General features: G+C 44.2%; 25 protein-coding genes and 1 pseudogene. 3 read left to right on the top strand and 23 right to left on the bottom strand.

Going from position 1 to position 26706, the window contains the following annotated elements:
* Nucleotides 1–132: pseudogene (locus D8793_RS12360) on the top strand (IS110 family RNA-guided transposase); the annotation flags it as partial.
* A 243-nt stretch (nt 133–375) separates the two neighbouring features.
* Here D8793_RS12360 and tkt read toward each other — a convergent pair.
* From tkt to tmk, 10 genes are all read right to left on the bottom strand, one after another.
* The gene (gene tkt / locus D8793_RS10750) at nt 376–2352 is read right to left on the bottom strand and encodes a transketolase (protein WP_125372101.1); all 1977 of its coding nucleotides are present in this window, start codon (nt 2350–2352) and stop codon (nt 376–378) included.
* A gap of 198 nt (nt 2353–2550) precedes the next feature.
* Complete coding sequence (locus tag D8793_RS10745) at nt 2551–2793, bottom strand: hypothetical protein (RefSeq protein ID WP_005592291.1); 243 nt, start codon at nt 2791–2793, stop codon at nt 2551–2553.
* A 164-nt stretch (nt 2794–2957) separates the two neighbouring features.
* A complete protein-coding gene (gene msrB / locus D8793_RS10740; protein WP_125372099.1) occupies nt 2958–3893 on the bottom strand; it encodes a peptide-methionine (R)-S-oxide reductase MsrB in 936 nt (311 codons plus the stop codon).
* Between the two features lie 167 nt (nt 3894–4060).
* Nucleotides 4061–4414 (bottom strand): arsenate reductase family protein, encoded by a 354-nt coding sequence (locus tag D8793_RS10735; protein WP_125372097.1) that lies wholly within the window; start codon nt 4412–4414, stop codon nt 4061–4063.
* Between the two features lie 136 nt (nt 4415–4550).
* A complete protein-coding gene (locus D8793_RS10730; protein ID WP_125372095.1) occupies nt 4551–5726 on the bottom strand; it encodes a 3-phosphoglycerate dehydrogenase family protein in 1176 nt (391 codons plus the stop codon).
* Between the two features lie 12 nt (nt 5727–5738).
* On the bottom strand, nt 5739–6830 hold the full coding sequence (serC, locus tag D8793_RS10725) for a 3-phosphoserine/phosphohydroxythreonine transaminase (protein WP_125372093.1): 1092 nt from the start codon (nt 6828–6830) through the stop codon (nt 5739–5741).
* 139 nt (nt 6831–6969) lie between these two features.
* The gene (rsmI, locus tag D8793_RS10720; RefSeq protein WP_125372091.1) at nt 6970–7836 is read right to left on the bottom strand and encodes a 16S rRNA (cytidine(1402)-2'-O)-methyltransferase; all 867 of its coding nucleotides are present in this window, start codon (nt 7834–7836) and stop codon (nt 6970–6972) included.
* A gap of 2 nt (nt 7837–7838) precedes the next feature.
* Nucleotides 7839–8156 (bottom strand): DNA replication initiation control protein YabA, encoded by a 318-nt coding sequence (gene yabA / locus D8793_RS10715; protein WP_125372089.1) that lies wholly within the window; start codon nt 8154–8156, stop codon nt 7839–7841.
* A 9-nt stretch (nt 8157–8165) separates the two neighbouring features.
* Nucleotides 8166–9068, bottom strand: coding sequence for a DNA polymerase III subunit delta' (locus D8793_RS10710; protein ID WP_125372087.1), 903 nt, complete (start codon nt 9066–9068; stop codon nt 8166–8168).
* Entirely contained in the window at nt 9065–9703 is a 639-nt protein-coding gene (gene tmk / locus D8793_RS10705; RefSeq protein ID WP_125372085.1) for a dTMP kinase, read from the bottom strand. The genes D8793_RS10710 and tmk overlap by 4 nt, the downstream gene beginning before the upstream one ends.
* Before the next feature lie 180 nt (nt 9704–9883).
* Here tmk and D8793_RS10700 point away from each other — a divergent pair, with 180 nt between their 5' ends.
* Nucleotides 9884–10771, top strand: coding sequence for a YitT family protein (locus D8793_RS10700; RefSeq protein ID WP_125372082.1), 888 nt, complete (start codon nt 9884–9886; stop codon nt 10769–10771).
* A 52-nt stretch (nt 10772–10823) separates the two neighbouring features.
* Here D8793_RS10700 and D8793_RS10695 read toward each other — a convergent pair whose 3' ends face one another.
* The 4 genes from D8793_RS10695 to glmU form a co-directional block, all read right to left on the bottom strand.
* Nucleotides 10824–11516 carry a 5'-methylthioadenosine/adenosylhomocysteine nucleosidase gene (locus D8793_RS10695; RefSeq protein WP_125372080.1) on the bottom strand — a complete coding sequence of 231 codons (693 nt, stop codon included), beginning with the start codon at nt 11514–11516 and terminating at the stop codon, nt 10824–10826.
* Between the two features lie 83 nt (nt 11517–11599).
* The gene (gene macP, locus D8793_RS10690) at nt 11600–11911 is read right to left on the bottom strand and encodes a cell wall synthase accessory phosphoprotein MacP (protein WP_125372077.1); all 312 of its coding nucleotides are present in this window, start codon (nt 11909–11911) and stop codon (nt 11600–11602) included.
* Between the two features lie 12 nt (nt 11912–11923).
* Nucleotides 11924–12475, bottom strand: a complete 552-nt coding sequence (locus D8793_RS10685; RefSeq protein ID WP_125372075.1) for an NUDIX hydrolase — start codon at nt 12473–12475, stop codon at nt 11924–11926.
* 8 nt (nt 12476–12483) lie between these two features.
* Entirely contained in the window at nt 12484–13863 is a 1380-nt protein-coding gene (glmU, locus tag D8793_RS10680; protein ID WP_125372073.1) for a bifunctional UDP-N-acetylglucosamine diphosphorylase/glucosamine-1-phosphate N-acetyltransferase GlmU, read from the bottom strand.
* Nucleotides 13864–14387: 524 nt separating this feature from the next.
* Here glmU and D8793_RS10675 point away from each other — a divergent pair.
* Complete coding sequence (locus D8793_RS10675; protein ID WP_125372071.1) at nt 14388–14672, top strand: bacteriocin immunity protein; 285 nt, start codon at nt 14388–14390, stop codon at nt 14670–14672.
* A gap of 283 nt (nt 14673–14955) precedes the next feature.
* Here D8793_RS10675 and D8793_RS10670 read toward each other — a convergent pair whose 3' ends face one another.
* The 9 genes from D8793_RS10670 to ftsL all read right to left on the bottom strand — a co-directional run bounded on the left by D8793_RS10670 (nt 14956) and on the right by ftsL (nt 26701).
* Nucleotides 14956–18408, bottom strand: coding sequence for a GBS Bsp-like repeat-containing protein (locus tag D8793_RS10670; RefSeq protein WP_125372069.1), 3453 nt, complete (start codon nt 18406–18408; stop codon nt 14956–14958).
* Nucleotides 18409–18617: 209 nt separating this feature from the next.
* Nucleotides 18618–19529 carry a thioredoxin-disulfide reductase gene (gene trxB / locus D8793_RS10665; RefSeq protein ID WP_125372108.1) on the bottom strand — a complete coding sequence of 304 codons (912 nt, stop codon included), beginning with the start codon at nt 19527–19529 and terminating at the stop codon, nt 18618–18620.
* Nucleotides 19530–19597: 68 nt separating this feature from the next.
* Entirely contained in the window at nt 19598–19822 is a 225-nt protein-coding gene (locus tag D8793_RS10660) for a DUF4059 family protein (protein ID WP_061423483.1), read from the bottom strand.
* A gap of 94 nt (nt 19823–19916) precedes the next feature.
* A complete protein-coding gene (locus D8793_RS10655; protein ID WP_015605309.1) occupies nt 19917–20660 on the bottom strand; it encodes an amino acid ABC transporter ATP-binding protein in 744 nt (247 codons plus the stop codon).
* Nucleotides 20660–21466 (bottom strand): amino acid ABC transporter permease, encoded by an 807-nt coding sequence (locus tag D8793_RS10650; RefSeq protein ID WP_125372067.1) that lies wholly within the window; start codon nt 21464–21466, stop codon nt 20660–20662. The genes D8793_RS10655 and D8793_RS10650 overlap by 1 nt, the downstream gene beginning before the upstream one ends.
* Nucleotides 21467–21674: 208 nt before the next feature.
* Nucleotides 21675–23018: a DEAD/DEAH box helicase gene (locus tag D8793_RS10645; RefSeq protein WP_125372065.1), complete on the bottom strand. Its 1344-nt coding sequence runs from the start codon at nt 23016–23018 to the stop codon at nt 21675–21677.
* A 99-nt stretch (nt 23019–23117) separates the two neighbouring features.
* Nucleotides 23118–24101: a phospho-N-acetylmuramoyl-pentapeptide-transferase gene (gene mraY, locus D8793_RS10640; RefSeq protein ID WP_125372064.1), complete on the bottom strand. Its 984-nt coding sequence runs from the start codon at nt 24099–24101 to the stop codon at nt 23118–23120.
* A gap of 1 nt (nt 24102) precedes the next feature.
* A complete protein-coding gene (pbp2x, locus tag D8793_RS10635; protein ID WP_125372062.1) occupies nt 24103–26388 on the bottom strand; it encodes a penicillin-binding protein PBP2X in 2286 nt (761 codons plus the stop codon).
* A complete protein-coding gene (ftsL, locus tag D8793_RS10630; RefSeq protein ID WP_005591835.1) occupies nt 26381–26701 on the bottom strand; it encodes a cell division protein FtsL in 321 nt (106 codons plus the stop codon). The genes pbp2x and ftsL overlap by 8 nt, the downstream gene beginning before the upstream one ends.
* Between the last annotated feature and the right edge of the window lie 5 nt (nt 26702–26706).

Genomic DNA, 26706 nt, shown 5'->3' with positions numbered 1-26706 from the left:
AGGAGAGGACCGCAAAAAGCAACTATTGCACTCGCACATCAACTTCTTAAAATAGCTTATATCCTTTTGAAAGAAAATCTCACTTATCAGGAGTTTGTGCTACAAAAAAGGCTACTAGAGACGAGCCAGTAGCCTAATACAATTTTTTCACTTTCATTATATCACAAGGGGAGTCTTTTTGCGCTCTTTTGAGTTTTCGTATAAGAAATCGGTAATTCGTTAGAATTCGATTTCGTCGTCCCACCTCCGTACAGTTGAGTAGGGGTGTAAAAGCTGATGAAATCAGCGTAGTAGAGCCCACTCAACCACTGCGTCTTGCTCGACAATCCAAAGACAATTGAGAGGCTAGGACTTTTGTCCCAGCCTCTATGTCATTTATTTAAGATTTTTAACAACTTCTGCTACGTGCTCAACTGTAAAGCCGTATTCTTCCAGAACTTTGCCTGCTGGGGCAGATGCACCAAACTGGTCGATTCCGATAACTGCGCCGTCCAGACCAACATACTTGTACCAAGGCTGGCTAGCTGCCATCTCGATCGCTACGCGGCGACGAACTGCATTTGGCAGAATTTCTTCTTTGTAGGCTGCATCTTGAGCATCAAAAAGCTCTGTTGATGGCACGCTGACCACGCGGATTTTAGCGCCATCTGCTGCAAGTGCTTTAGCAGCTGCAACAGCCAAATTAACCTCAGAACCAGAAGCCAACAAGATAGTATCGAAATCTGCTCCTGTTTCGTAAACCACATAAGCTCCTTTAGCTACCTTGTCAAAGTCTGTGCCTTCTTCAACTGTCAGATTTTGACGGGTCAAGACCAGAGCAGTCGGAGTAGATCGGCTCTTAAGGGCCAAGTACCAAGCTGCCTGAGTTTCACGCGCATCTGCTGGGCGAAGAACAGTCAGGTTTGGAATGGCACGCAGACCAGCCAAATGCTCAATCGGCTCATGAGTCGGTCCATCTTCACCAACTGCAATTGAGTCGTGAGTGAAGACATAAGTCACTGGCAAACCTTGCAGGGCAGACAAACGAACAGCTGCCTTGACATAGTCTGAAAAGACAAAGAAGGTACCACCGTAAACGCGAAGACCACCATGAAGCGCCATACCGTTGAGAATTGTTCCCATAGCAAACTCGCGCACACCAAATTGGATATTGCGGTTAAGACGGTGAGCATCATCCTGTAGACCGTCTTCCTTGATGTAGGTCATATTAGAGTGAGCCAAGTCAGCAGAACCGCCAAGGAAAGTTGGAAGCACCTTAGCTGCTGCATTGAGGGCATCCTGACTGGAATTACGGGTCGCTTGAGAGAAGCCATTTTCAAGCACTGGGAAATCTTCTGGTTTGATTTCTACTGGATCCTGACCAGCGATGATGGCTGTTACTTCTGCTGCTAATTCTGGATGGGCTTGCTTGTAGTCCTCTACTAGCTGTTTCCATGCATCGTAAGCTGCTGCACCACGCTCTGCTACATTTGTACGGTAGTCAGCATAGACTTCCTCAGGAATCTCAAATGGTGCATAGTCCCAGCCCAAGGCTTTACGAGTAGCTTCTGCTTCTTCTGCTCCTAGAGGCGCACCGTGCACTGCATTCGTTCCTTGCTTGTTTGGAGAACCGTAACCGATAACAGTCTTAACTTCAATCAAAGATGGTTTGCCGGAAGCTTTCGCTTCATTGATAGCTGCATCAATCGCTGCTAGGTCTGTTCCGTCTTCTACCAAGGCAGTGTGCCATCCGTAAGCTTCATAGCGGGCACGAACATCTTCTGTAAAGGAATCCTTAGTTTCCCCATCCAAGTTGATATCATTTGAATCGTAGAGAACAACCAACTTGTCCAGCTTTTGCAGACCAGCGTAAGAAGCTGCCTCAGCTGAAACTCCCTCCATCAAATCGCCATCACCACAGATGACATAAGTGTAATGGTCGAAAATCGGATAGCCTTCACGGTTGTACTTGGCAGCCAAGAAACGCTCTGCCTGAGCAAAACCAGTCGCTGTAGAAATCCCTTGTCCCAATGGTCCAGTCGTCGCATCAACTCCAGCTGTATGACCAAACTCTGGGTGACCTGGTGTCTTAGAACCCCATTGGCGGAAGTTTTTGATTTCCTCCATGCTGACATCTTTAAAGCCAGACAGATGGAGCAAGGCATAAAGCAACATAGAGCCGTGTCCTGCAGACAGAACGAAGCGATCGCGGTTAATCCAATTTGGCTCTTCTGGATTGATACGCAGTTGTTTGGTAAATAGGTCGTAAGCCATCGGCGCAGCGCCCATCACGACACCAGGGTGGCCTGACTTAGACTTTTCAATCGCGTCAATTCCTAAAAAGCGAATGGCATTAACAGATAATTGTGACATTGAATTCTCCTTATAAAAAATTTAGCGGGCTGCTACAACCAGCAGACATTCCTACGCTCATTTTTCTTATTTCCATTATATGAAATTTTTGCCTTTCCTGCAATAATGGAAAGGTCATTCTTTCCTTCAGTAAAAGAATCCCACAAGCAAGCACTCATAGAATTCTAGTTATATATATTTCCCTGTAAAATCGGCTACTTATTGAATAGTAATACCGTATTTTTCATGATTTTCTTCATACCAATTAATCAGAGCAATAGCCGTTTGATAAGTAATATTCTTAATCTTGCTGCTACCTTTGACCAGTGTCAAGATGCTCATTTTGCTGATATTGGCATCCGTCGCCACACGATAGCTGGTCAAAACTCCATCGATTAGTAATTGAATAACAGCTTCTACCTTTTTATAATCAGACATTGTAGTAATATCCAATTTCTCCATTTTGCATTCCTTCCATAACATTTATCTTTTCCTAACCATTATACACTTTTCTATGGTATTTACATATATAAATGCTTGGAGCATTAAAAAAGAGGAAATTGGTTGATTTTTGCTATCTAGTTTAGCTAGATTTTGAAACGGTTGACAAGCGACAAAAGTGAGCATTAGTCAATATAGGATAGCAGGTAGCCGTAGCCTTCCTCTTCCATTTGCTCTCTGGGAATAAATCGCAGAGCTGCTGAATTGATGCAATAGCGCAGGCCACCTAACTCCTGCGGACCGTCGGTAAAGACGTGGCCCAGATGGGCATTTCCCGAGCGACTCCGTACTTCAATTCGCTCCATGCCATGACTCAAATCTTGATAATATTTGATAACTTCGCGAGCGATAGGACGAGCAAAACTAGGCCAGCCACAACCAGATTCAAACTTGTCAGCCGCAAAAAAGAGTGGTTCGCCAGTTGTCACATCAACATAAATCCCTGCCTCAAAAGTCTCGTTGTAAGCATTATGGAAAGGGCGCTCCGTTGCGCTCTGCTGGGTCACCTGATACTGCTCCTCACTTAGTACTGCTTTGAGTTGCTGCTGGCTAGGCTTAGGATAATGGCCCGCATCGACCAAAGGCTGCTCAGCATCCTTGACATTTATATGGCAATAACCCGTCGGATTTTTCTTGAGATAATCCTGATGATAATCCTCGGCCAAGATATAATGGCGCAAGGGCTCTAGCTCTACAGCCAACTTTTGTCCTAATTGCTCCTCCTGTTCAGCAAAAACCTGCTCGATAGTGGCGCGATCTTCCTCACGGACATAGTAAACACCTGTCCGATACTGACGTCCAATATCATTACCCTGTTTGTTGATAGATAGGGGGTCAATGACTCGGAAATAGTAGAGCAAAATTTCCCGCAGGCTGATTTTTTCTTCGTCATAAATCAAGTGCACCGTCTCCGCATGGTCGGTCTGGTGAATGAGCTGGTAGTTGGTGGACTCTACTTGTCCATTGGCATAGCCTACTGTCGTATTCTCAACCCCTTCAATCCGAGAAAAATATTCCTCCAAGCCCCAGAAACAACCGCCTGCTAGATAAATTTCTGCCATAAACATCCCTCCAATCTTTTCCTCTATTTTCTCATAAAAAGAGAAACTTTTATAGGATTTTGATTGGGACTTTCTTAGAAATCATATCAAATACTGCGCCCCTATGGATTAGCCAAATTCAATTGTTTCAGCAAAATATAAAAAGACAGGAAATTTCCCGTCTTTAATTAAAGGTTTAATTCCTTGTATTCGGTCCGATAGCCAACTTGCACAATCCGATCATCTTGGACTAGCAGTGGTCGCTTAATCAGCATGCCGTCAGTCACCAAAAGTGCGGCTGCCTCCTCAGCAGAAAACTGAGGTACCTTATCCTTGAGCCCCAATTCTCGGTACTTGATACCACTGGTATTAAAGAAAGACTTGATTTCCAAATCAGAATTGGCCATCCATTGCAAAAGTTGCTCTTGGCTAGGCGTTTCCTTGACAATATCCACCGCTTCAAAGTCCACTCCTAATTGATTGAGCTCAGCCTTGGCCTTGCGGCAGGTAGAGCATTTTGGGTATTCGATAAATTGTAACATTGTTTTTCCTCCGTCCTTATGATAGCCCAGCTAACTCCTACTTGTCAAGCTGAGACTCATTTGAAAAAAGCCGACAAGCTGAACACTCATCGGCAAGCATAGACGCATTCCATAAAGAAACATCTCTATTTTTCGATTATTTTTTAATTAAACGCACGCGCACAATATTGTCGCTGTTCTCAAATTTATCAACCAGCTCCTGAATCTTGCTTTCGTCCGACTCATCCAGATCCAGCAGAGTATAGGCGTAATCACCTTTAGAACGGTTGATGATATTGTCAATATTGATATTCAAATCACTGACCGCTGTTGAAATCCGAGCTACAATATTTGGTACATTTTTGTTAATCAGGGTAATCCGATAAGGCGCTGAGAGTTCCTGACGGACATTAGGAAAATTCACTGAGTTGATAATCTCTCCTGTTTCCATGAAACGACGGATAGTTTTCCCAGCCATAATAGCACAGTTGAGCTCAGCTTCTTCGGTTGATCCGCCCAGATGCGGAAAGACTGTAATCTGCGGATGACGGAGCAGTTCTTCTACACCAAAGTCTGTAATATAGCGTTTGACTACACCAGCTTCTAAGGCCTCAAAGAGGGCTGCATTGTCCACCAGCTCACCCCGAGCGAAGTTGATAATTGTGGTGCCTTTTTGCATGACTTCAAAAGCCGCTTGATTAAAGGTCGCACGAGTATCCTCAGTCAGGGGTACATGGATAGTGATGTAGTCGCTCTTCTCAAAAATTTCCTTGATGTCCGCTACCCGTTTGACATGACTAGAGATATTCCAGGCCGTTTCAATGGATACATAAGGATCATAGCCAAGGACATTCATCCCCAGACGATAGGCATCATTGGCAATGCGCCCACCAATAGCTCCCAGACCAATGACACCAAGAGTTTTATTAGCAATTTCGGTACCCGCAAACTGCTTTTTGCCAGCCTCCACTTGCTTGGGAACATCGTCGCCAGAGAGGCCGTTAGCCCAGCTGTTAGCTGCGATATAGTCACGCGCAGACAGAAGAATGGAAGCCAAGACTGCTTCTTTCACTGCATTGGCATTAGCTCCTGGCGTGTTGAAGACCACAATTCCCTGAGCCGTTGCCTGGTCGACAGGGATATTATTGGTTCCTGCACCTGCTCGCGCAATGGCTTTGAGATTACTTGGAAAGTCCTGGCCATGCAGGTTTTGACTACGCAGGATATAAGCATCTGGATTGTCAGACTTGTCTCCGTCAATCTGAAAGGCATTACCCAGCTCCTTGAGCCCGATTTGATTGATGTTGTTAAAGGTTTTGACACTAAAGACCATAGTTTCCCCCTCTTAAGAATTTTCTTCTTCAAATTTCTGCATAAAGGCAATCAAGTCCTTGACACCTTGAAGCGGAAAGGCATTGTAAAGACTGGCTCTCATGCCGCCTACGCTGCGGTGTCCCTTGATATTCTTGAAGCCTGCTGCTGCAGCCTCTTTGTTAAACTTGGCATCCAGCTCTGGACTTGGAGACACAAAGGGAATATTGGCTACTGAGCGTTGCTCCTTGTAACGGACTGGACTGCTGTAAAAGTCTGACTGCTCAATGAAGTCGTACAAAAGGCCTGATTTTTCACGATTGCGCTGTTCCATTTCTGTTACGCCACCCAGCTCCTTGACCCACTCAAAGACCAGCTTGGCCATATAGATGGCGAAAGTCGGTGGTGTATTGTAGAGAGAGTCATTGTCCGCCTGAATGCGGTAATCCAACATGCTAGACAGAACGGACTCATCATTGAGCAGATCTTCACGAATGATGACTACCGTTACACCAGCAGGTCCGATATTCTTCTGAGCCCCAGCATAAATCAAACCAAAATCCTCTACTCGGTACTGAGCAGCAAGGATATTAGAAGACATGTCCGCCACAATCGGCACGCCATTCGTTGCAGGCAGATCATAAATAGCCGTTCCTTCGATGGTATTATTGGTGGTCAGATGCACATAAGCCGCCTGCGGATCAATCTCCTTTTCATCAAAAGAAGGAATTTCTGTGTAATTTAAATCCTCTGATGAAGCCAAGAGAATAGGCTCAAAAGGAATGAACTTAGACAGTTTGACTGCTTCAGTGTAGGCCTTCTTGCCCCAAGATCCAGCCACTAGGTAATAGGCCTTGCCGCCTTGTGCTAGATTAAGCGGAAGCATAGAAAACTGGGTAGATGCCCCTCCCTGCAGGAAGAGTACGCGGTAATTGTCCGGAATAGCCATGAGCTCACGCAGCAAGCTCTCCGCTTCTTTGATAATGTCGTCAAATTCCTTGGATCGGTGGGACAGCTCCATCACACTCATGCCACTTTGGGCATAGTCTAAAAACTCAGCCTGAGCTTTTTTCAAGACTTCCTTGGGCAATACTGCCGGTCCAGCAGAAAAATTGTAAATGGTCATATCCTACCTCCAAAAATGTATTTTGTCTATCATATCACAATGTTCAGAAAATTTCTATAATTCTTTCAAAGATATTTTTCTTTTGGGGGAATTCCCGAACAAAAGGAGGATTTTGCACAAAAAAACTAGCCGAATAGGACTAGTTTCTGTCTTCTTCATGATAAAGGGCATAGAGCTGACTCTTATTGCGCCCATATTTTTTGGCCACTTCTTTAATAGCCTGATTTTTCTTGCTACCGGATTGGACCAAGCTGTCAATTTCAGCCAAGAGATCCGCATCTGCTTTGTCTTCCTTCTCTAGACTTGCACCAGCCACAATCAGGAGGCACTCGCCCTTGAGAGAATTTTCCGCCAGATAGTCTATCAACTCAGAAATACTTCCTCTTTGGTATTCTTCATATATCTTGGTGAGCTCGCGAACCAAGACCACCGAGCGGTCGCCATAAATTTCCAGCATATTTTCCAGCGTAGCCTTGACCCTGTGAGGAGATTCGTAAAAGATCTGTGTCTCTGGATAAGATTTTTTACTCTCGAAAAATTCCTTCTGCTGTCCAGACTTGCGAGGCAAGAAACCATAAAAAATATGAGGCTGAGGTGCTAAACCACTAGCAATCAGAGCGGAAATCCCAGCACTGGGACCCGGAACCGTCACTACAGCAATGTCCTCAGCAATAGCTGCCTTGACCAAATCATGTCCCGGATCCGAAATGCTTGGCAAGCCTGCATCGGATACCTGAGCCAGATTTTGTCCTGACTTGAGCAAGTCCAGCAAGACCGGTATTTTTTCCTGAGCATTGTGCTCATGAAAGCTGATTTGCCGAGTCTCAATCCCAAAGTGTTTGAGCAAAAGTCCTGTATTTCTGGTATCTTCGGCCGCAATGACATCCACTTCCTTGAGGGTATTGACCATGCGAATGCTCATGTCATCCATATTTCCAATGGGAGTCGCCACCAAATACAGCTTGCCGTAGGGCGACTGTCCCTTAAAACTCTTTTGAATCTGCATCTCTACTCCCTGAATAACAACTCGTCGCAGAACATGCACTCCGCATCGTTTTCTCGGCGTTGACCATAAAAATCCGTACACACATGAAAACCATCGTAGTACAATTTGCGGAGGTTGTCCCGATTTTTATTGATTTTAACCGGTGCTGCTTGCTCTACCTCACCTAGTCGCTCTCTCAGCTTGTCATTTTCTAGCTGGAGGACGATATTTTCCTCCACGACACTCTTAAGATGTTTCTTGATGGCCTCTACCTCGGCAAGGGTCACTAAAAGCGTCTGAGAAAAATCATCCAAGGCATCAAATAGTTCTTTTTTATTCATTGTCTGCTCCTATCTTTCTTGGGCACTGGCTTTTAAAATCATGTATTCCAGAGCATTTTGAAAAGACACATTGGCTCGCCACATCTTCTTTGCTTCTAAGAGATCTTCCAATTTCTTGCGACCTGCCTCGCTTCCAAGTTCCTTGGCCAGCAAGACCTCCAAGATTTTAAAGACTTGCTCCTGTTTATCCTTGTCCTCAGCTAGTTTAGCCAGCTTAGCCACTTGGAGATAAGCCTGATTCTCATTGGTCAGGGCAGCCTTAACAAAACGCTGACTCTCACTGACCAACTCAAAGAAAGACTTGTTGGAAACCAACTGATCGGCCTCTTCCTGGGTCTGGCTATATGCAGCCAGCAACTCAGCCTGACTTTTGATTAAGCCAGCCTCTTCCAGCTGGTGCTGGAGAACAGCCTGATTCTTCCGAAAGTGAAAAATCTGCGTCCGGCTCTTGATAGTGGGCAGGATCAGATGCTCATCGGCCGTCAAAAGAAAGATATAAATCTCACTCTGGGGCTCTTCGATGACTTTGAGAAGGGAATTAGCGGCATTGACGTGCATCTTACCTGCATCACAGATGATAAAGACCTGTCTGCTGCCTTCCATACCGCTCTGGGAAAAACTTCTCACCAGCTCACGAATGCGCTCCGTTTTAATAATGCCATTCACCGGCTGCACAATCGTCACATCTGAGAAATCCTCACTCTCAATCAAGCGACAAGCCCGGCAAGTACCACAAGGCCAAACTCCCTGACGATTCTCACAAAAGAGACTCTGGGACAAGGTCAAAGCCATGGTAAAACTAGAAAAATTCCCCGAAAATAAATAAGCATGATTGAGCCGCCCTGCTTCCAATATTTGCTGAAAAGTTTCTGTAAGCTGAGGCTGGGCCTGACGTAATTCTTCTACTGTCATTTTTCTTTGATAAAACGCTCTTTGATAACTGCCAAACTGTCGGCCACTACTTGCTCTAGCGGCTGACTAGCATCTATCTTAACGACACGTTCTGGTTCCTTTTCTAAAATAGTCAGATAGCCTTGACGCACGCGCTCATGCAGGTCGAGACCTTCCAAATCCAAACGATTGACTTCACGCTCCTTATTTCGAGCAATGCGAGCCAGCCCTTCCTTGACATCAATATCGAAATAAAGAGTCAAATCCGGCTTGAGACCATCTGTCGCAAACTGATTGAGCCATTCCACATCGTCAACCGCCAAGCCCCGACCGTAGCCTTGGTAGGCTACCGAGCTATCAATAAAACGATCTTGTAAGACCCATATCCCTTGCTCCAAGGCGGGCAGAACCTTCTCCGCCAAATGTTGACGTCGGCTGGCAATATAAAGCAGCAGCTCGGTCTTAGCATCCATGGCTGTGTGCCCCTTATCCAAAATCACCTCGCGGATTTTTTCAGAAATAGCAACACCGCCAGGCTCTCTAGTCTTCAGCAACTCATAGCCCATCTCTTTCAGCTGAGGAAGCAAAGCCTCTAAAACACTGGTTTTCCCAGCACCTTCTGGGCCTTCTAGCGATATAAAAACACCTTTTTTCATTGTTTTCCTTTTACATTCATTCTGCCAATGGCTGCAGAAATTCCTATTTTGGTCTATGCTTTATTGTACCAAAAATTATCCCAAAAGCCCATAGAAGAATTTCTCGAAAAATATTTCATATTATTTTCAAAAATGAAAACTTTTGATAAAATAGAGTCAGAAAATTCTTAGGAGAGTCTGATGTTTAAATTTAAAAATGTACTGGCCATCATTCTGGGGGCTGGAATTTTTTCTTTTGGGATTCATTATTTGGTGATTCCTTTTCACTTGTATGAAGGCGGAGCAACGGGGATCACCTTGATTGTCTACTACCTGTTCAAGATTCCTGTATCAACCACCAACTTGGTCATCAATATTCCACTCTTTATTCTCGCTTGGAAATTACTGGGAAATCGCACCCTTTACCTCAGCATTTTAGGAACTTTCTCTGTATCAGCTTGGCTCAAAGTATTCGAGTTGCTACCTGCCTCCAAACATTTACAAGACTATTTCTTTTCTTCCTTAGATGGCGACGTCTTACTAGCCTGCCTTGGAACGGGGATTATTCTGGGAGTCGGATTAGGCATTATTTTCAACGCTGGAGGAACGACTGGTGGTACCGATATTGTAGCTCGTATTTTCAATAAATATACCAGCATCTCCATGGGCCGCCTCATGCTGACAGTGGACTTTATCGTGATCTCTCTGGTTCTTTTAGTCTTCAAAGATCTGCGCATGGTTTCTTATACGCTCATGTTTGTCTTTATCACTTCCCGTGTTATTGACTTGATTGCTGAAGGTGGCTTCGCGGGCAAAGGCTTCCTGATTGTCACCAGCAAACCAATAGAACTAGCTGAAGCTATCAACGAAAAACTTGGAAGAGGGGTCACCTATCTGCAAGGACAGGGCTTCTATAGCAAGCAAGATTTGCAAATCGTTTATTGCGTCGTTTCTCGTAACGAAATGCAGCAAATGAAGAAACTCATCAATGATATCGATCCATTTGCCTTTACAACCATTACAGAGGCCCATGAAATCTTAGGAGAAGGCTTTACCTTAGACTCTAACAAACAGCCTATCGTCAAATAGAGTTATCCTACACAAAAAGACTTCAGAATGATTGGTCATTCTAAAGTCTTTTTTAGTCTAAGTTATTCAATAATTGAATGAGGGTTTCAGCTGAGCGCTTACCTGCTTCTAGGATAAATTCATCAAAAGTGATATTGGCATCATGGCTGGCTGTATCGCTCATTGCGCGAATGACCATAAAAGGCAATCCAAGAGAATGCGCGGCTTGAGCAATGGCTGCTCCCTCCATCTCTACTGCCAAAACATCAGGAAAATGTTGTTTAATTTGGTCAATCTTGTCCTGTCCAGCGATAAAGCTATCTCCCGTCGCAATCAAGCCAACTCGGCTCGTCTGCTGGGTCTTTTCCAGCACTGCTTTCATCTCCTCAACCAAGTAGCGACTGGCTTCATAGTAGAGGGGTTGCCGTGCCATTTGACCGTAGTCATAGCCAAAAGCTGTCACATCCACATCATGGTAGACCAAACGATCTGCCACCACTACATCTCCAATTTCTAGACCTGGAGCCACTGCTCCGGCGGAACCCGTATTGATGACCGCCGTCACCTCAAAGTCATTGACTAAGACAGCTACACTCATGGCCGACATGACTTTGCCGATTCCACTTTCCACCAAGACAACCTCATGATGGCCAATCCGACCAGTATAATAAACATGCCCTAGGCGCTGGTGTTTCTCAGCCATCTCCAGATACTCTACCAGCAGCTTCAACTCCTCAGGCATAGCCGCGATAATTCCGATTTTCATGATTTATTCTTTCCTTTTTTACATTAAAAAGAGGGAGAGGAAGTAGAGTTTCATTTTCTCGTTTCCGTCACTCCCCTTCTTTATCATAGCCAAATAATGGCCGCAATTAATCCAATCAAAAGAAGCACAATCCAGAACAGGATTTTGTTTAACTTAGCCTGAAAAATACTTCGTTTTTGATTTTCGATTCGACGACTTTTGATAACTGTCGGTTCAACTTCAATCTGCAGAGTATCCTGATTGACAGCTTGCCGTGGAGCAGCATAACCGAAAGCTCCTTTTCTAGCAATAGAAATGACCTTAGTTTCTTCATCGTCCATCAGCAAGGGACCATCAATATGTTCTCCACGATTGGCCCGCTCAATGATTTCATCTGTTAATAAAGCTTTTCCCATTGATCTACGTTCCTATTTATTCAGATTTTTTTGTTGCCAGTACTGAAGGGCCACGATGGTCTTGGCATCGCAGATGTCACCGTTTTGCAGCAACTGATGTGCCTCCTCTAGACTGACTTCAAAAAGTTCTAATGTTTCATCCTCGTCTTGAGGACGAGGGTTTTCGACCTTTGTTAAATGGCTGGCGCTGTAGAGCTTGATTTTTTCATTGCAAAAACCGATGGCAGAGTAGAAATCATAGACCAACTCCAGCTGACCAGTGTAGCCGGTCTCTTCTTCTAATTCTCGGAGGGCAGCCGCTTGGGGATCTGCATTCTCTCCTAGCTCCAACTTCCCAGCTGGAATCTCATATGAAGTCGCTTCGATCGCCTTGCGGTACTGCTTGACCAAAATCATCTTATTTTCCGGAGTGATGGCAATCACAGCCACCGCTCCGTTATGAAAAATCAAATCCCGTTGGGCTTCACCCTTACCCTCTGGCAGTTCCACCTGATCCTGAACCACTTTAAAAATCGGTCCCTGATAAATTTCCGTCCGTTTGACGGTTTTTTCTTCAAATTCCATGGCTACACCTACTTATTTTGAGGGTGATGAGGAAGACGCTTAGCATAATCTTCCTTGTTAATCTGACGGCCACGTCCCAGAGCAATAGCATCTGCTGGCACGTCCTTGGTAATGGTAGAACCCGCACCGACCAGTGAGTTGTCACCCAGCTCAACTGGAGCAATAATAGTCGAGTTTGAACCAACAAAGACATTGTCGCCAATGATAGTCTTGTACTTCTTCTGACCATCATAATTGACCGTAATCGTTCCCGCACCAAAGTTGACATTAGTGCCAACCTCAGCATTCCCAATGTAGGTCAAATGACCAGCCTTGGTATTTTCGCCGATAGAAGAACCCTTAACTTCAACAAAGTTGCCGACATGGACGTCCTTAGCCAGACTAGAACCTGGACGAATGTGAGCGTAAGGCCCGACCGTCACTCCATCTGCAACGATAGATTCTTCAATCATAGAGCTGGTGATAACAGCTCGCTGACCAATTTCTGAATCTACAATATAAGTCCCATTGGTCAGGATCGTCTCTGCCCCAATCTTGGTCTGACCTTTCAGGGTAACATTTGCTTCAACTTGAACCTCAGGCGCAATTTCCACATCCACATCGATATAGGTCGCATCTGGATTGACAAAGCTGACACCGTTAATCATGTGCTGCTGGTTAATCCGGCGGCGCATAATGCTTTCAGCTGTCGCCAAAGCCACGCGGTCGTTGACACCGAGACTTTCGTCAAAGTCTTTCAGCGTATAAGCACCGACTTTTTCGCCATTCTCGCGGAAAATACCAATCACATCTGTGATATAGTATTCGCCTTGCGCATTGTTGGTATTGATATTTTTGAGGGCCTCAAAGAGACGGGCATTGTCAAAGACATAAGTCCCTGTATTGATTTCCTTGATTTGCTGCTCAAAGTCAGAAGCATCCTTCTGCTCGACAATTTTCAAAACTTCTCCGTGTTGGTTGCGCACGATCCGGCCATAGCCAAAAGGATTGTCTGCTTCTGCCGTCAAAATCGTCGCTACATTCTTGTGGTTGATATGAAAATCGATCAGGTTTTTCAGGCTTTCTCCCGTAATCAGGGGAGTATCGCCAGCAATGACCAAGGTTTGACCAGTCAGATTTTCCAAAACAGGCTCAGCCATCATAACCGCGTGACCCGTTCCCAGCTGCTCGGTCTGACGAACAAACTCTGTCTGACCTGCCAAGACTTGCTCGACCAGCTCCGCCTTATGCCCGATAACAGTGACAGTCTTCTCAGGCTCAATCGCACTAACACTACGGAAAACGTGCTCCAACATGGAAATCCCTGCCACCTTGTGCAATACTTTTGGTAAATCTGATTTCATGCGAGTACCCTTACCCGCAGCCAAAATAACGGCATAATTTGTCATAAATGAACTCTTTTCTCTAAGATATTACCCTTATTATACCACTAAAAGAGAATTTTTTAAAATGCTAATTGCAGAAGCAGGGAATCGCACTTAAAGAAAAAGGTTTATGGACCAAATCACTGTCCTCAATCTACAACCCGCTCCATCCAGACCAATTCTTTAAAGCTCTTTTAGCGGGGCTAAAAACATTTTTCCTTCGTTTATACTAGCTTTTGATAGTAGCGAATGGCTGGCAGCTTGTTTTCCTTAAACACTATAGTTCTATTCCTCCTATTGTCAAAATTTTGACAGCGATTATACATTTAAAATTGATATGCAAAGAGATATTTGCTATAATGACATAAAATCAAATGTTCACCCCCTGCCTTATAAAGTTCAGGAAAGTCTCAAATCTGCTAGGACAATGCTATTATTATGTGATCCACTGTGGAATGATACGATCCAAGGATTGTAAGCTCCACTTTCTAGTTTTCTTGTTTTTACCCGACCAATTATATATTTAGAGTTGTGAGGAGATGTTAGTTATGATGTTTACTAAAAATCGCAAGAAGAGAGATGAATACTACCAACAGATTGATAGGATCTATAATAACGATAGTATCATCATTAGCTCAAAGTTACGGGAAGAGCTCTTAAGTAGTGCCAAAGGGCTACAGAAAGGGGACCAAATTAGTTATTTAGCATTTAAGTTGTATCCTTTTGTATGTGATGAGGTGCTGAAGAATAAGTCCGATGAATTGATCGCATTCAAAAAATACCTTGAAAAAACAAGATGGAAATATTATTGGGGAAGTGTGGTTAGGGCATAAGTTGCAACTGGCACTTTTGAAAGTATCAAGATGAGGACGCAAATCATCTTCCAATGTGATAAGACGATAAAAACTCATAGAATCTCCTAGTGGAGCTGGTGGTCTAGCGACTTACAGTTCACACTAGTTGAGGCTCTATGAGTTTTTTTCTTGTACGATATTTACAATATAGCCATAAACAAGAGGCTGGGACTCTTTTGTCCCAACCTCCTGAATGTAGGTACTGTTAGTTCACTAAAGTGGGCTAGAGCCCCATATAAAGTATTTTGTGATCAGCTACAATCTAAGCTCTCACAGAGATAAATGGTGAACCTTCTGTATTATCTTCAGGCGCTCCGCTCTTTGAACCAAAGATATAATCCACTGAATACCAACCGTTATTATTAGCATTATAAGGATCATAGACCTGGGTTTGGCCATTTTGATAACCTCTCAAGACTATCTCATGGGTAACAGGATAGCTAGCAAAGACGCTATTACCAACAGCCGCCATGACATGATGGCCTGCTGCCAAAGCTTCTTTAAGGGCTGCTGATGAATGCAAGACATCTGTGGTCAGTCCCCAGTTCTGTGCCCCTTGGACAATCCCCTTGCTTGACGTTCCAAATAGACCATTTTTATTAAAGGAGTCTGTATGATTATAAAGGAAGTCCGCTACGGTTGTTGGTAAAACAGTTTGGCCTGTAATACCAGAAATAGTCATTGCTAATGTGGTAGGAACACAGCCAGTAGCTGCTAAATTATATTTTCCATAATATAGTCCAGCCCATCTAGGATCACGTTGTGAATAATATGGCGTATCATAAACTCTTCTGCTGACTGTTGTAGTCGTTCCACCAACGCCTACCAAACTACCATCATTCTGAACATAATAGAGGTGAATATTGTATTCTCCCGTAGAATACTTATGGCTAGAGGTGCGTACTAGGGCCTTATAACTACCATCCGCTTGCCTTTGAGCCCGATACCAAACAATGTCATCCTGACCATTGACACTTGACCAAGTTGGCAATTTGACTTCCTTGACTCCTTTTGGACTATAAACATTGGTCACTACAACTTCGAACGTGCCTAATCGAGGATTATTATTTTTAATGGTGATTTGACCCGTTGGCTTAATGTGCTCTGAAGCTACATTCGCTGTTGTCTTCGTGCCTCCAACGCCGACCATACGGCCATCATTCTGAACATAATAGAGGTGGATATTGTATTCGCCTGTAGAATACTTGTGGTCACGTAGATTGACCTGTGCCTTGTAAGTACCATCGGCTTGCTTGACTGCTGTGTACCAAATAATGTCGTCCTGACCATTAGCACTTGACCAAGTTGGCAATTTGACTTCCTTGACACCATAAGCATTCTCAACTTCAGAAACCACCACTTCAAAGGTACCTGTCTGTTGATTATTATTCTGGATAGTCAGCTTACCTTTGGGAGTTCCTAGAGATACGGTCGTCTTGGTTCCTCCAACTCCGACCAACTGGCCATTATTCCCTACATAATAGAGATGGACATTATACTCACCTGTAGAATATTTATGGTCGCTCGCCTTAATATTCATCTTGTAGGTACCATCAGACTGCTTGACAGCTCGATACCAGATAATATCATCTCCACCATTGACGCTAGACCAAGTTGGCAGAAGCACTTCACGAACTCCCTCTGGACTGCTCACTCCGCTCACGACAACATCAAAACTACCTGTTGTTGGATTATTATTGGCAATCGTGAGGGTTCCCTTTGGTTTAGCGACAGAAACAGTGGTTGTTGTGCCACTAACCCCAATCATCTGGCCATTATCTTGAAGGTAGTAAAGGTGGATATGATACTCACCAGTGGACATCTTATGGTTGCTGGCTTGAATGCTAGCCCTGTAGGTACCATCGGACTGCTTGGTCGCTGTGTACCAAATAAGGTCATCTCCACCCTTATCACTAGACCAAATCGGCAGATGCACGCTCTTGACGCCAAAAGGACTGACAACACCAGACACAACAACATCGAAGCTGCCCGTATCCGGGTTATTGTTCTCGATTTTCAAGATTCCTTTAGGCTTAGCTGCTAAACTGAACTGGGTGCCTGCTACACCAACTAATTGACCGTCATCTTGAATATAATAAAGGTGAACAGTGTAGTCTCCCAAAGAATATTTGTGATCGCGAGCCTGGATGCGAGCCCGATAGGTGCCATCGGACTGCTTGATTGCTGTGTGCCAGACTAGATCATCTTGACCTTTATCGTTAGACCAAGTCGGCAGTTTGACTTCCTTAACACCAAAAGGATTGGAAACGTTAGAGACAACGACATCAAAGCTACCAGTAGCTAGATCGTTGTTCTCAATTTTCAAGGTTCCTTTAGGTTGAGATAGGCTAACTGTTGTTCGAGTGCCACCTACACCAACCAGCTGACCGTCATCTTGAATATAGTAGAGATGGACATTGTATTCGCCTGTTGATTTCTTATGATTCACTGCTTTGACGGTTGCCCGATAAGTACCATCCGCCTGTTTGACTGCTGTGTACCATATCAGGTCATCACCACCTTTGTCGCTGGACCAGGTCGGTAACTTGACTTCCTTGACGCCATAAGGACTAGAAACACCAGAAACAACAACATCGAAACTACCTGTATCTGGATTATTGTTTTCAATTTTCAGCGTTCCTTTAGGTTGAGCCTTAGAAACTGTAGTCCTTGTACCACCTACACCGACCAACTGGCCATTATCCTGAACATAATAGAGATGGATATTGTACTCACCTAGAGAGTTCTTGTGGTGGGAAGCTTTGACTGTGACAGTGTAGTTGCCATTGGTCTGGCGCTGCGCCTCATACCAGACTAGATCATCTTGACCATTGACACTAGACCAAACAGGAACAACAACCTTTTTCACACCATAAGGATTAGAAACTCCTGAGACAACAACATCGAAACTGCCTGTGTCTGGATTATTATTGACAATATCAATTTTTCCTTGTGGTTTGCCAATGGTAACAGTTGTTTTTGTGCCGCCTACACCGACCAACTGATTATCTTCCAAGAGATAATAGAGATGAACATTGTACTCACCTGTAGAATACTTGTGGTCACGAGCTGTAACGCTAATTTTATAGGTGCCATCCACTTGTCGTTTAGCATCGTACCAGATAATATCATCCTGACCATTCACGCTGGACCAAGTTGGTAGGGCGACTTTTTTAATAGGCTTAGGGGATGAGATATTGGTTACATGCACATCGAAAGTACCAGCATTTGGATCCACATTTGTAATATTGATAGTGCCTTGAGGCTTGTCATCAACTGCACGAGAAACTCTCGCTTTTGGCTCAGATTCTGCCCTTGTTTCTGCTTCTTGTGGCTTATCAGAAGAAGCTGTCACAGATCTAAATGAAGCTCTCCCTGAAGAAATGTTTTCAGAAGGGACTGTTGCCAAATCGTTCTTAGGCTGTTCAATCGACGAGTTTCCGTCTTTTTCAGAGGTAGTTGAAGCAACTTTTTCGTCTTTGCCTAAAGAAGTTTCCTGTGTACTACTATCTTTCTTTGTCTCAGAATCTACTTCTAAAGGCTTGCTAGCTAGATCCGCCTGTTTGCCAGCATCTCGATTAGTCACAGCAACCGAAGGCTCCGTCTGCTGTCTATCATTTGCTGCTTGATTTGTTTCGTCAGCAAAAACGCTATTAGCACTGGCTGCTAATAAAATAGCTGTACTAGCTAAATAAACTAATCCTTTTGTTTTCATACGCTTTCTCCATCCTTTTTAGAGTTGCACACCTTTATTGTAGCATAATAGGATAATTATTACAAATTGGTAACAAATTTGTTTCGCTTAATCCAAAACTGAATCGAAACCTATTCTTTCTATTATGTAATTCGGAAACAAAAATAAAAAAGAGCTGGGAAAGACCAAAAAATAATTCATTTTTTGATCTTATTCCCATCTCTTCCTCTTTAATGCTCTGTGATGTATTTATAAACTTCTTGGCCTGCTACTGCTCCGTCTCCAACGGCTGTGGTGATTTGGCGTAGGTCTTTCTGACGGACATCACCAATAGCATAAATGCCGTCAATAGCTGTTTTCATATGTTGATCCGTCACAATCCAACCAGCTTCATCGCAAATACCCAGATCTTTGACAAAGTCGCTAACAGGATCTAGGCCGACATAAACAAAGACGCCGCCAAAGTCTGACTCGCTGATTTGTCCCGTTTTTACATTTTCAAAAACCACACTGGTTACCCTACGGTCGTCCCCTTTGATCTCTTTTACGACGGAATCCCAGATAAAGCTGATTTTTTCATTGGCAAAGGCCCGCTCCTGCAAGAGCTGCTGCGCCCGCAGTTGGTCACGACGGTGAACAATAGTCACAGACTTTGCAAAGCGCGTGAGGAAAATCGCTTCTTCAACGGCAGAATCGCCACCTCCGACCACTAAGAGATCCTCATCACGGAAAAAAGCACCATCGCAGACCGCACAGTAGGAAACGCCGCGGCTATTGTATTCTTCCTCGCCAGGAACTCCTAGATGACGATGGTTGGCGCCAGAAGCCAAAATCACTGTCTTGGTCTCAAAGGCTTCATCCTCAGTAATGATTTTCTTATAGTCGCCATGGTCTTCAATCTTTTCAACCTGACCAAATAGATGCTCTACACCCAGATTTTCTAAGGGCTCAAACATTTTCTCAGCCAGCTCTGGTCCACTGATACGAGCATAACCGGGATAGTTCTCAATCTCCGCTGTATTATTCATCTGGCCGCCGTAAATACCGCGTTCAAGCAGGGCCACTTTTAAGTTGCTTCTAGCTGCATAGAGGGCTGCTGTCATTCCCGCAGGACCAGCTCCAATAATCATTGTATCGTACATCATCTTTTCCCTTTCTTTTTGTTGTAACTACTGTTATTCTAACAAACTAGCGCATCTTTTACAAGTATTTAAGCTTTAAGAACAACCAGTAAACCAAAAATCGCAAAAGACAAGATTGGAATCGTCATAATTGTAATCAAAAGAAGATCGTAAATTTGGCTTTGGCCTACCGCAAGAGTTCGATCCTTGCGACCAAGTCTCTGCAATAGAAGCCAGAAGCCATCGGCAAGTCCTACCAGAATCGTCGTATAGATGAGACTTTGGATATAGAGAGAAAAAATCTTAATTAACATGTCAGCTCCTCAATAATCAGTTGCCTTAAAAAGGTTTTAGTCGAAAACAAACCCAGCTGGTCTAGCCAACTGAGCTTTCACTTTCTCTATTATATCAAATATAAGTCCGTTTGTAACTAGCAAAGAATTCTTTGGTTCTCGCTTCCTTGGGATGATTGATAATCTCCTCTGGACTGCCTGACTCGATAATATGGCCCTTATCCAAGAAAAGCACCCGATCTGCTACCTGAGAAACAAAAGATATATCGTGGCTGACTAGAATCATGGTTTGGCCTGCTTTAGCAGCGTCGGCAATGGATTTCTCTACCTCACCGACTAGCTCTGGGTCAAGGGCTGAGGTCGGCTCATCTAGCAAGAGAACATCTGGCTTCATGGCCAAGGCTCGCGCTAAAGCCACCCGCTGTTTTTGACCGCCTGATAAATGCTTGGGATAATGATTCTCACGATCAGACAGACCCACCTTTGCCAACTCTTCCTTGGCGATTTTAGTCGCTTCTTGGTCAGACAAGTTTTTAACTACCAGCAGACCTTCCTTGACATTTTCCAGAGCCGTCCGACGGGAAAATAAATTGAACTGTTGGAAAACCATGGCCAATTTTCGACGTAGCGTCAAAATCTCATCTGGTGAAATAGTTGAAAAATCCACCTTGAAGTTATCAATTTCAATCCTTCCGCTGTCTGGCTGTTCCAGATAATTAAGACTGCGCAGGAAGGTTGATTTACCAGCACCTGAGGAGCCTATTAGAGCAATGACTTCTCCTTTTTGAATTTCCAAACTCAGATTATCCAAGACCTTTTGTCCAGAAAATTCCTTACTTAACTGGGAAATTTTAATCATCAAATCCTACCTCCTTGCGCTTGCTCCATTTTTTCCAGCTTGGCTGGCGCCTTGATATCCATAGCTTTTTCAATCGCACGACCGATTTGCTCAATCACGATATTGACAATCCAGTAAATAATCGAAACGGAAATGAAGCGCTCAAAATAACGATAATCCGACCCACCGATAGCCTGAGCCTTGGCAAAGACTTCTACGACGCCCGCACTAAAGGCCAGAGATGTTCCCTTGGTTAAACCGATGAGGGAGTTGATCAAAGTCGGTGTTGCCACAACTGCTGCATTTGGAATGATGACCCGCAGATAAACTTGGCGATTGGTCATTCCCAGACTGCGAGCTGCTTCAATCTCACCCGGATCCACCGAAAGAATGGCTGCCCGAATCGTCTCGCTGGCATAAGCCGCTTCATTAAAAGCAAAGGCAATAATGGCAAAGACTGAGGCAGGAATGGCATTGATATTAAAAGCCGTCCCATACTTTTGATTGATGGCTTTCAACAGGAGCGGAATCCCAAAATAAGTCAGCATGAGCTGAACTAAAAGGGGCGTCCCTCGGAGGAAGCTCACAAAGAGAGACTGAATAGGATATAGAATTCTCGTGCGGTTAATCTTGACCACTGCGAAAATCATGGCCAAGATGATGCCGAAAAATGCCCCACCCAGCGTCAACAAAAGTGTGACAGGCAAGGTTTTCAGGATCGCTGGAATGGCATCAAAAACAGCACGTAAACTAAATAATTTGCCGTCTGGGAGGAGCTTCAAAAGCTCTTCATACCAGTTTGCAGCTAGGATATAAGTTGTAAACATTTTAATTACTTCTCTTTCTCGATAATGCATTATTCTATCATAATTTGCCCCAGATGCAAACTATTTGGCATCAAGAATAGATAATCTTTAAACCTTTAATAGCTAAGTGGGAAATGACAATAAAATAGACCAGTAATCCTAGTCTATCATAGTTTCACTGGTCTTTAAAATATAATTTTTCTATATCGTCCATAGAAAGAATTTATGGCTAAAAAGTCTGGCGCTTAGCCTTGCGTTCTGCCCGACCACGTGCGCGGTTCTCGGCCCGCTTGGTCTTGCGGCGTTTTTCATTAACTGCCCACTGAATTTTCTTCTTATAGCCTGGTTTGATTTTTTTCTTTTTCTTCTTGACCAGACCAATCATTTCTGTGTCCAGCTTTTCCTTGGTCTTCTCCCGATTGGCACGGCGATCTCGGTCGTAGGTATCTTGAAATTCGCCGTTTTTGATCATCTTAGGAGTAAATTTGATGCCCAATTTTTCCAACTCACGAATATCGGAGTCGTCACTTGGTTGATAGAGAGTAATGGCTGTGCCGGGAAGACCATTTCGTCCAGTCCGACCAACGCGATGGACAAAGAAAGACAAATCCTGCGGAATAGCATCATTGATGACATGGCTGATGCCCTCGATGTCAATCCCCCGAGCCGCCAAGTCCGTCGCTACGATGTATTCAAAGTCTAGATTCTTAACCTGATTCATGATACGTTTGCGCTCCCGCGGCGGGATGTCACCGTGAATCTTAGCTACTTTTAGCCCTTGCGCAGTCAGATAGTCCTGCAATTCATCCGCCCGAGTCTTGGTATTGACGAAAATCATAGCCAGATAAGGCTGGAGGATCTGACTAATCTCATAAATCTGGGCATTCTTATCCCGCCCCTTGGTTGACAGGAGCCAATTATCAATAGTATCCGCAATCACTGTCTTGGTCTTAATCTGCTCCATGACTGGATTGGACAGGTATTTTTTCAAGAAAGGTTGGAGCTTTTGCGGAATGGTAGCCGAGAAGACTAAAAACTGCAGGTCTTTAGGCAAGCGAGCCGCAATCCGGTCGACCGTCTCCAAAAAGCCCATGTCAAGCGTCATATCAGCCTCGTCCACAACAAAGGTGTGGGCCTTGTGGATAGCCAAATCGCCTGACTCAACCAAGTCATAAATCCGCCCCGGCGTTCCAATAACGATATGGGGCTGGCTGGACTCTAGCTTGCCAATCTGACGGGCCTTGTCAGTTCCGCCGACATAGTTGGCCACTCGAATTTCTTGCTCTGAAAAGCTAGCCAGCTGACGGGCAGCCTGATAGATCTGGGTTGCTAATTCTCGGCTGGGTGCTGTAATCACCGCTTGGACACTGTCCGCCTCTTCATCTAATTGCTGGAAAATAGGCAGCAAGAAGGTATGGGTTTTACCTGATCCTGTTTTGGACTCTCCAACCAAGTCTCGGCCAGATAATACCACCGGAATCAGCTTTTCTTGAACCTCTGTTGCTTCCACAAAATTCAGGTCCTTGAGAGCTTCCTGAATATAATCTTTAAAGTTAAATTCTGTAAATTTCATTTTTTCCTCTGTTTACTCTTAATCTTATCCATTATACCAAAAAAATATCTTTTCTGCTCGGCTCAGGACAAGAAAAGGCGGGCTTACACCCACCTCATATCACAAATATAGAATGGCCAAAGTCAGCAAGCTAGCTAAGAGGCCTACACCCCAGAAGAAGAAGTCTACCTTCCATTCGCTCCAAGGCTGGCCATGACCAGAAAAGCCACCAAGCTCAAAGTGGTGATGGACTGGCGTCATACGGAAAATCCGCTTGCCCCCCGTCAGCTTGAAGTAAGTTACTTGCATCATAACAGAAGTCGTTTCAAAGACATAGACGATTCCGATGAGAAGCAAGGTCCACTCTTGGTGCAAGGCAATGGAGAGGGCTGCGAGCATACCACCCAAGGCAAGACTTCCCACGTCCCCCATAAAGATTTTAGCTGGCTTATGGTTAAAGACAAAGAAGCCTAGCAAACCACCAATCATGCTGATAATGACAATCAGAAGGTCAAAGCGCTTCTGCTCCAGAGCAATGACTCCGTAAGCCACCAAGCTGATTGCAACGGAGATACTAGCCAAGCCATCAATTCCATCGGTCAGATTGACAGCGTTGGAGAAACCAACCAGCCAAAAGAGGACGAAGAAGATATAGAGGAAGCCCAGCTGCACTGGAATCGTAAAGACATTGAGAGAGTCACCTGCCCCGTGCTGATTGTAGAAGAAGTAAAAGATAACTCCCCCTACCAGCTGCAGAGCTAGTTTCTGTTTAGGATTCAGGCCTTCATTGATCTTACGGAAAACCTTGAGGAAATCATCCAAAAAGCCAACAATTCCGTAGAGAACCAAGATAAAGAGAATCATAATCAAACCGTTGGATAGTTGTTGGGAAAGCAAAGCTGTCACAAAACTAGCCAAAACAGAAGCAACCAGAAAGACGGTTCCCCCCATCGTCGGCGTTCCAGCCTTAGCCTTATGCTGCTTGACATCCTCGTGCATTTGCTGGCCTGAAATATGAGCCTTGTGATAAAAACGGATAAAGGCAGGAATCCCAACAAGCGTTAGGATAAAGGTTAGAATTCCTGCAATAATTGCTGTTAACATGCTAGTCTCCCAATGTAACGGTTATTTTTTTCAGTTTTTTCAGGTCTGTATTGACCTTTTCCTTCTGTTTGACAACTTTTGAGCCTTTGCCTTTAAAATTGACTTCCAGCCCTTGCCATTCAGCAAATTGCTCCACATTTTCCTTGGTCCAGCCATACATATCTGGCAAATCTTCAAAGTTATCACTTAAAATCAAAATCTGTTGATTGGCTTTCAGTTCTTGTCCTTCTTTTACAGAAACCTTCTTGATTTCACTGCCTGTTCCTAGGATGACTGGCTGTACCAGATTGCGGCGAAGTTCATCAGCCAAGCCTCCTGGGCTGATTTGATTTTTCAGCTTCAGTTGCTTGGTCAAACCATCGATAGATGGCATTTTGTAGGTTGTTTCTTTTTCAACTAGTTCCAAAGCAGGACTATCACCAGTCAGATTCAAACTGTCTTTAAGCGCCACAGCTTCTTCCAAGACTGGATTGACAACTTCCTGCCAGAAAAGAGGGGAGAATTTCTCTTCGGGTTGCTGAACAGTGACATACATGATGAAATCTGGACTTTCTGCCGGCGTCATGGCTACCACGGAGTAAATGTTATTATTCTCCCCTTCCAAATAGCCCTTATCTGTCGCAATTTGGGCTGTTCCGGATTTCACGGCCACATCTTGCCCAGCAACTTGGATAACCGGCTCACCACCGATATTCAGGGTTCCATAGTAAGGAACGGTTCCGACCTGAATCATATAATTTCGAGTCGTTCGAGCTGCTTTTTCTGAAACTGGATGACCGACAATTTCTGGCTGAGATTTACGAGCGCTACCCGTTTTTGAGTCATAGATGGCAGAGATAAATTTCGGCTCTAACATGACACCATCATTTGACACAGCTGAAAAGGCACGTAGCATCTGTACTTGGGTTACCCCAATCCCTTGTCCGAAGGAACTCATGGCAATGGTTACAGCATTATCTGCCGGCAGGGCACCATATTCTTCATAGCCCATCCCAAAACGAGTCGGTAAGCCAAATTTGAACTTCGATAGATAATCGATCCACTTGGCATTGCCCATATCCTGCTCAATGCGTGTCATACCAACGTTACTTGAGAAAATAAAGCCTTGAGCATAGGTCAGGACTTGTCCTGTTGCTAACCCCATGTTCACATCCCAGTCGCGGATGGTAGCATCTGCAATCTTATATTCTGAGCTATCGAATGTTCCGGTTGGATTAAAGGACCCATTATCAATCGCTGAGGCTAGAGTCATAACTTTCATCGTTGATCCAGGCTCATACTGCGTCTGGTAAAGGAAGCTATTCCAAGTTTTCAAATGATCTACATTCAGGCCCTCTTTGGTATCCGCATTATAAGTCGGACGCTGAGTTGTTGCTAGAATCTCGCCTGTCTTGGCACTAACCAAAGTCGCACTGACAAATTTTCCTTTAGCTGTTTCTTGGAAGGCATCCATCCGCGTTTCCAAGTATGTCTGTAGCTGGGCAGAGAGGGTTGTATACACATCTTTTCCGTCTTCTGTCTTAACAGAAATTTCCTCTGAACCTGGGATGATGTTCCCTTTGCTGTCTTTTTCATAGGTAACCAGACCATTCTGACCACCCAAGATACGGTCTAGCGACTGCTCCATCCCTGAGGTTCCCACAAGAGTTTTATTACCTTCTTTATCCTCTTGCATCTGAGCCTGACCGATAAATTGCGAAGCAAAGATACCGTTACTATAGCTACGGTTAGGGCTGGTTGTGAAATCAATCCCCTCTATCTTTTCCTTCTCCATCGCTTGTCGGATAGAGCTCATAGTACCATAGGTGATCCCATTTCCTTGAGAACCAAAAGAAACCTGCTTTAAATCCTTTTGCGCAAGTTGCTGCTTAACATAGTCCTTATCTATTCCTAGATGTTGATTAAGAATCTCAGCAACCTTTTCATACTGGGATTCCTCTACATAGAGGACCTTGCCAGCGGCAGATTTGTAATTTTTATCAATAACAGCATAAATGTTATAGGTCGTTGCATCTTCAGCGATCGGGACACCGTTGCGGTCATAGATCGTTCCTCGCTTGGCAGCGACCACGACTGTCTTTTGGTGCACTTGCTTGGCACCTTTTGACAAATTAACACCGAATTTCTGATCTGTTCCGATAATGGTCGCAAAATTAATCAAGAAAATGAAAAAAAGAAAGACGGCTAAGGCACTCATGCTTTTTCCCACTCTTCTTCGATTGTATTCGGGTGTCTGTCTGTTTTTTAAAGCATATCGCTGAATGTTTTTTAAAAATCTATTACTCATTGGTTGTACTCACTGTCTTACGATTTCCCTTTTGGAGTTTCATATCCTGAGAGCTGGCCAACTGGGACAGCCTTTCATAACGTGTCAATTCATTCACTTCTTGCTTAATATTATCCAATTCAGCCTGCTCTGACTCAATCTGAGCATTTACTTCAGTCAAATCATGATTGACCTGCAGCAGCTTGGTCTGCATAAACACAATACTAACTGCAAGGATAATCGCTGTTAAAATAATGGAGCCATAGAAGGCTTTTTCGACTCGAGAAAATTTCCGAATCCGTTTTTGAATAGGGTGTTGCTTTCTTTCTGCCATGAAAC

This window comes from Streptococcus cristatus (genome assembly GCF_003943465.1).
Lineage (GTDB): Bacteria > Bacillota > Bacilli > Lactobacillales > Streptococcaceae > Streptococcus > Streptococcus cristatus_C.
Note: the sequence above shows the minus strand (reverse complement) of the source record. Positions and strands in the feature narration are given on the sequence as shown.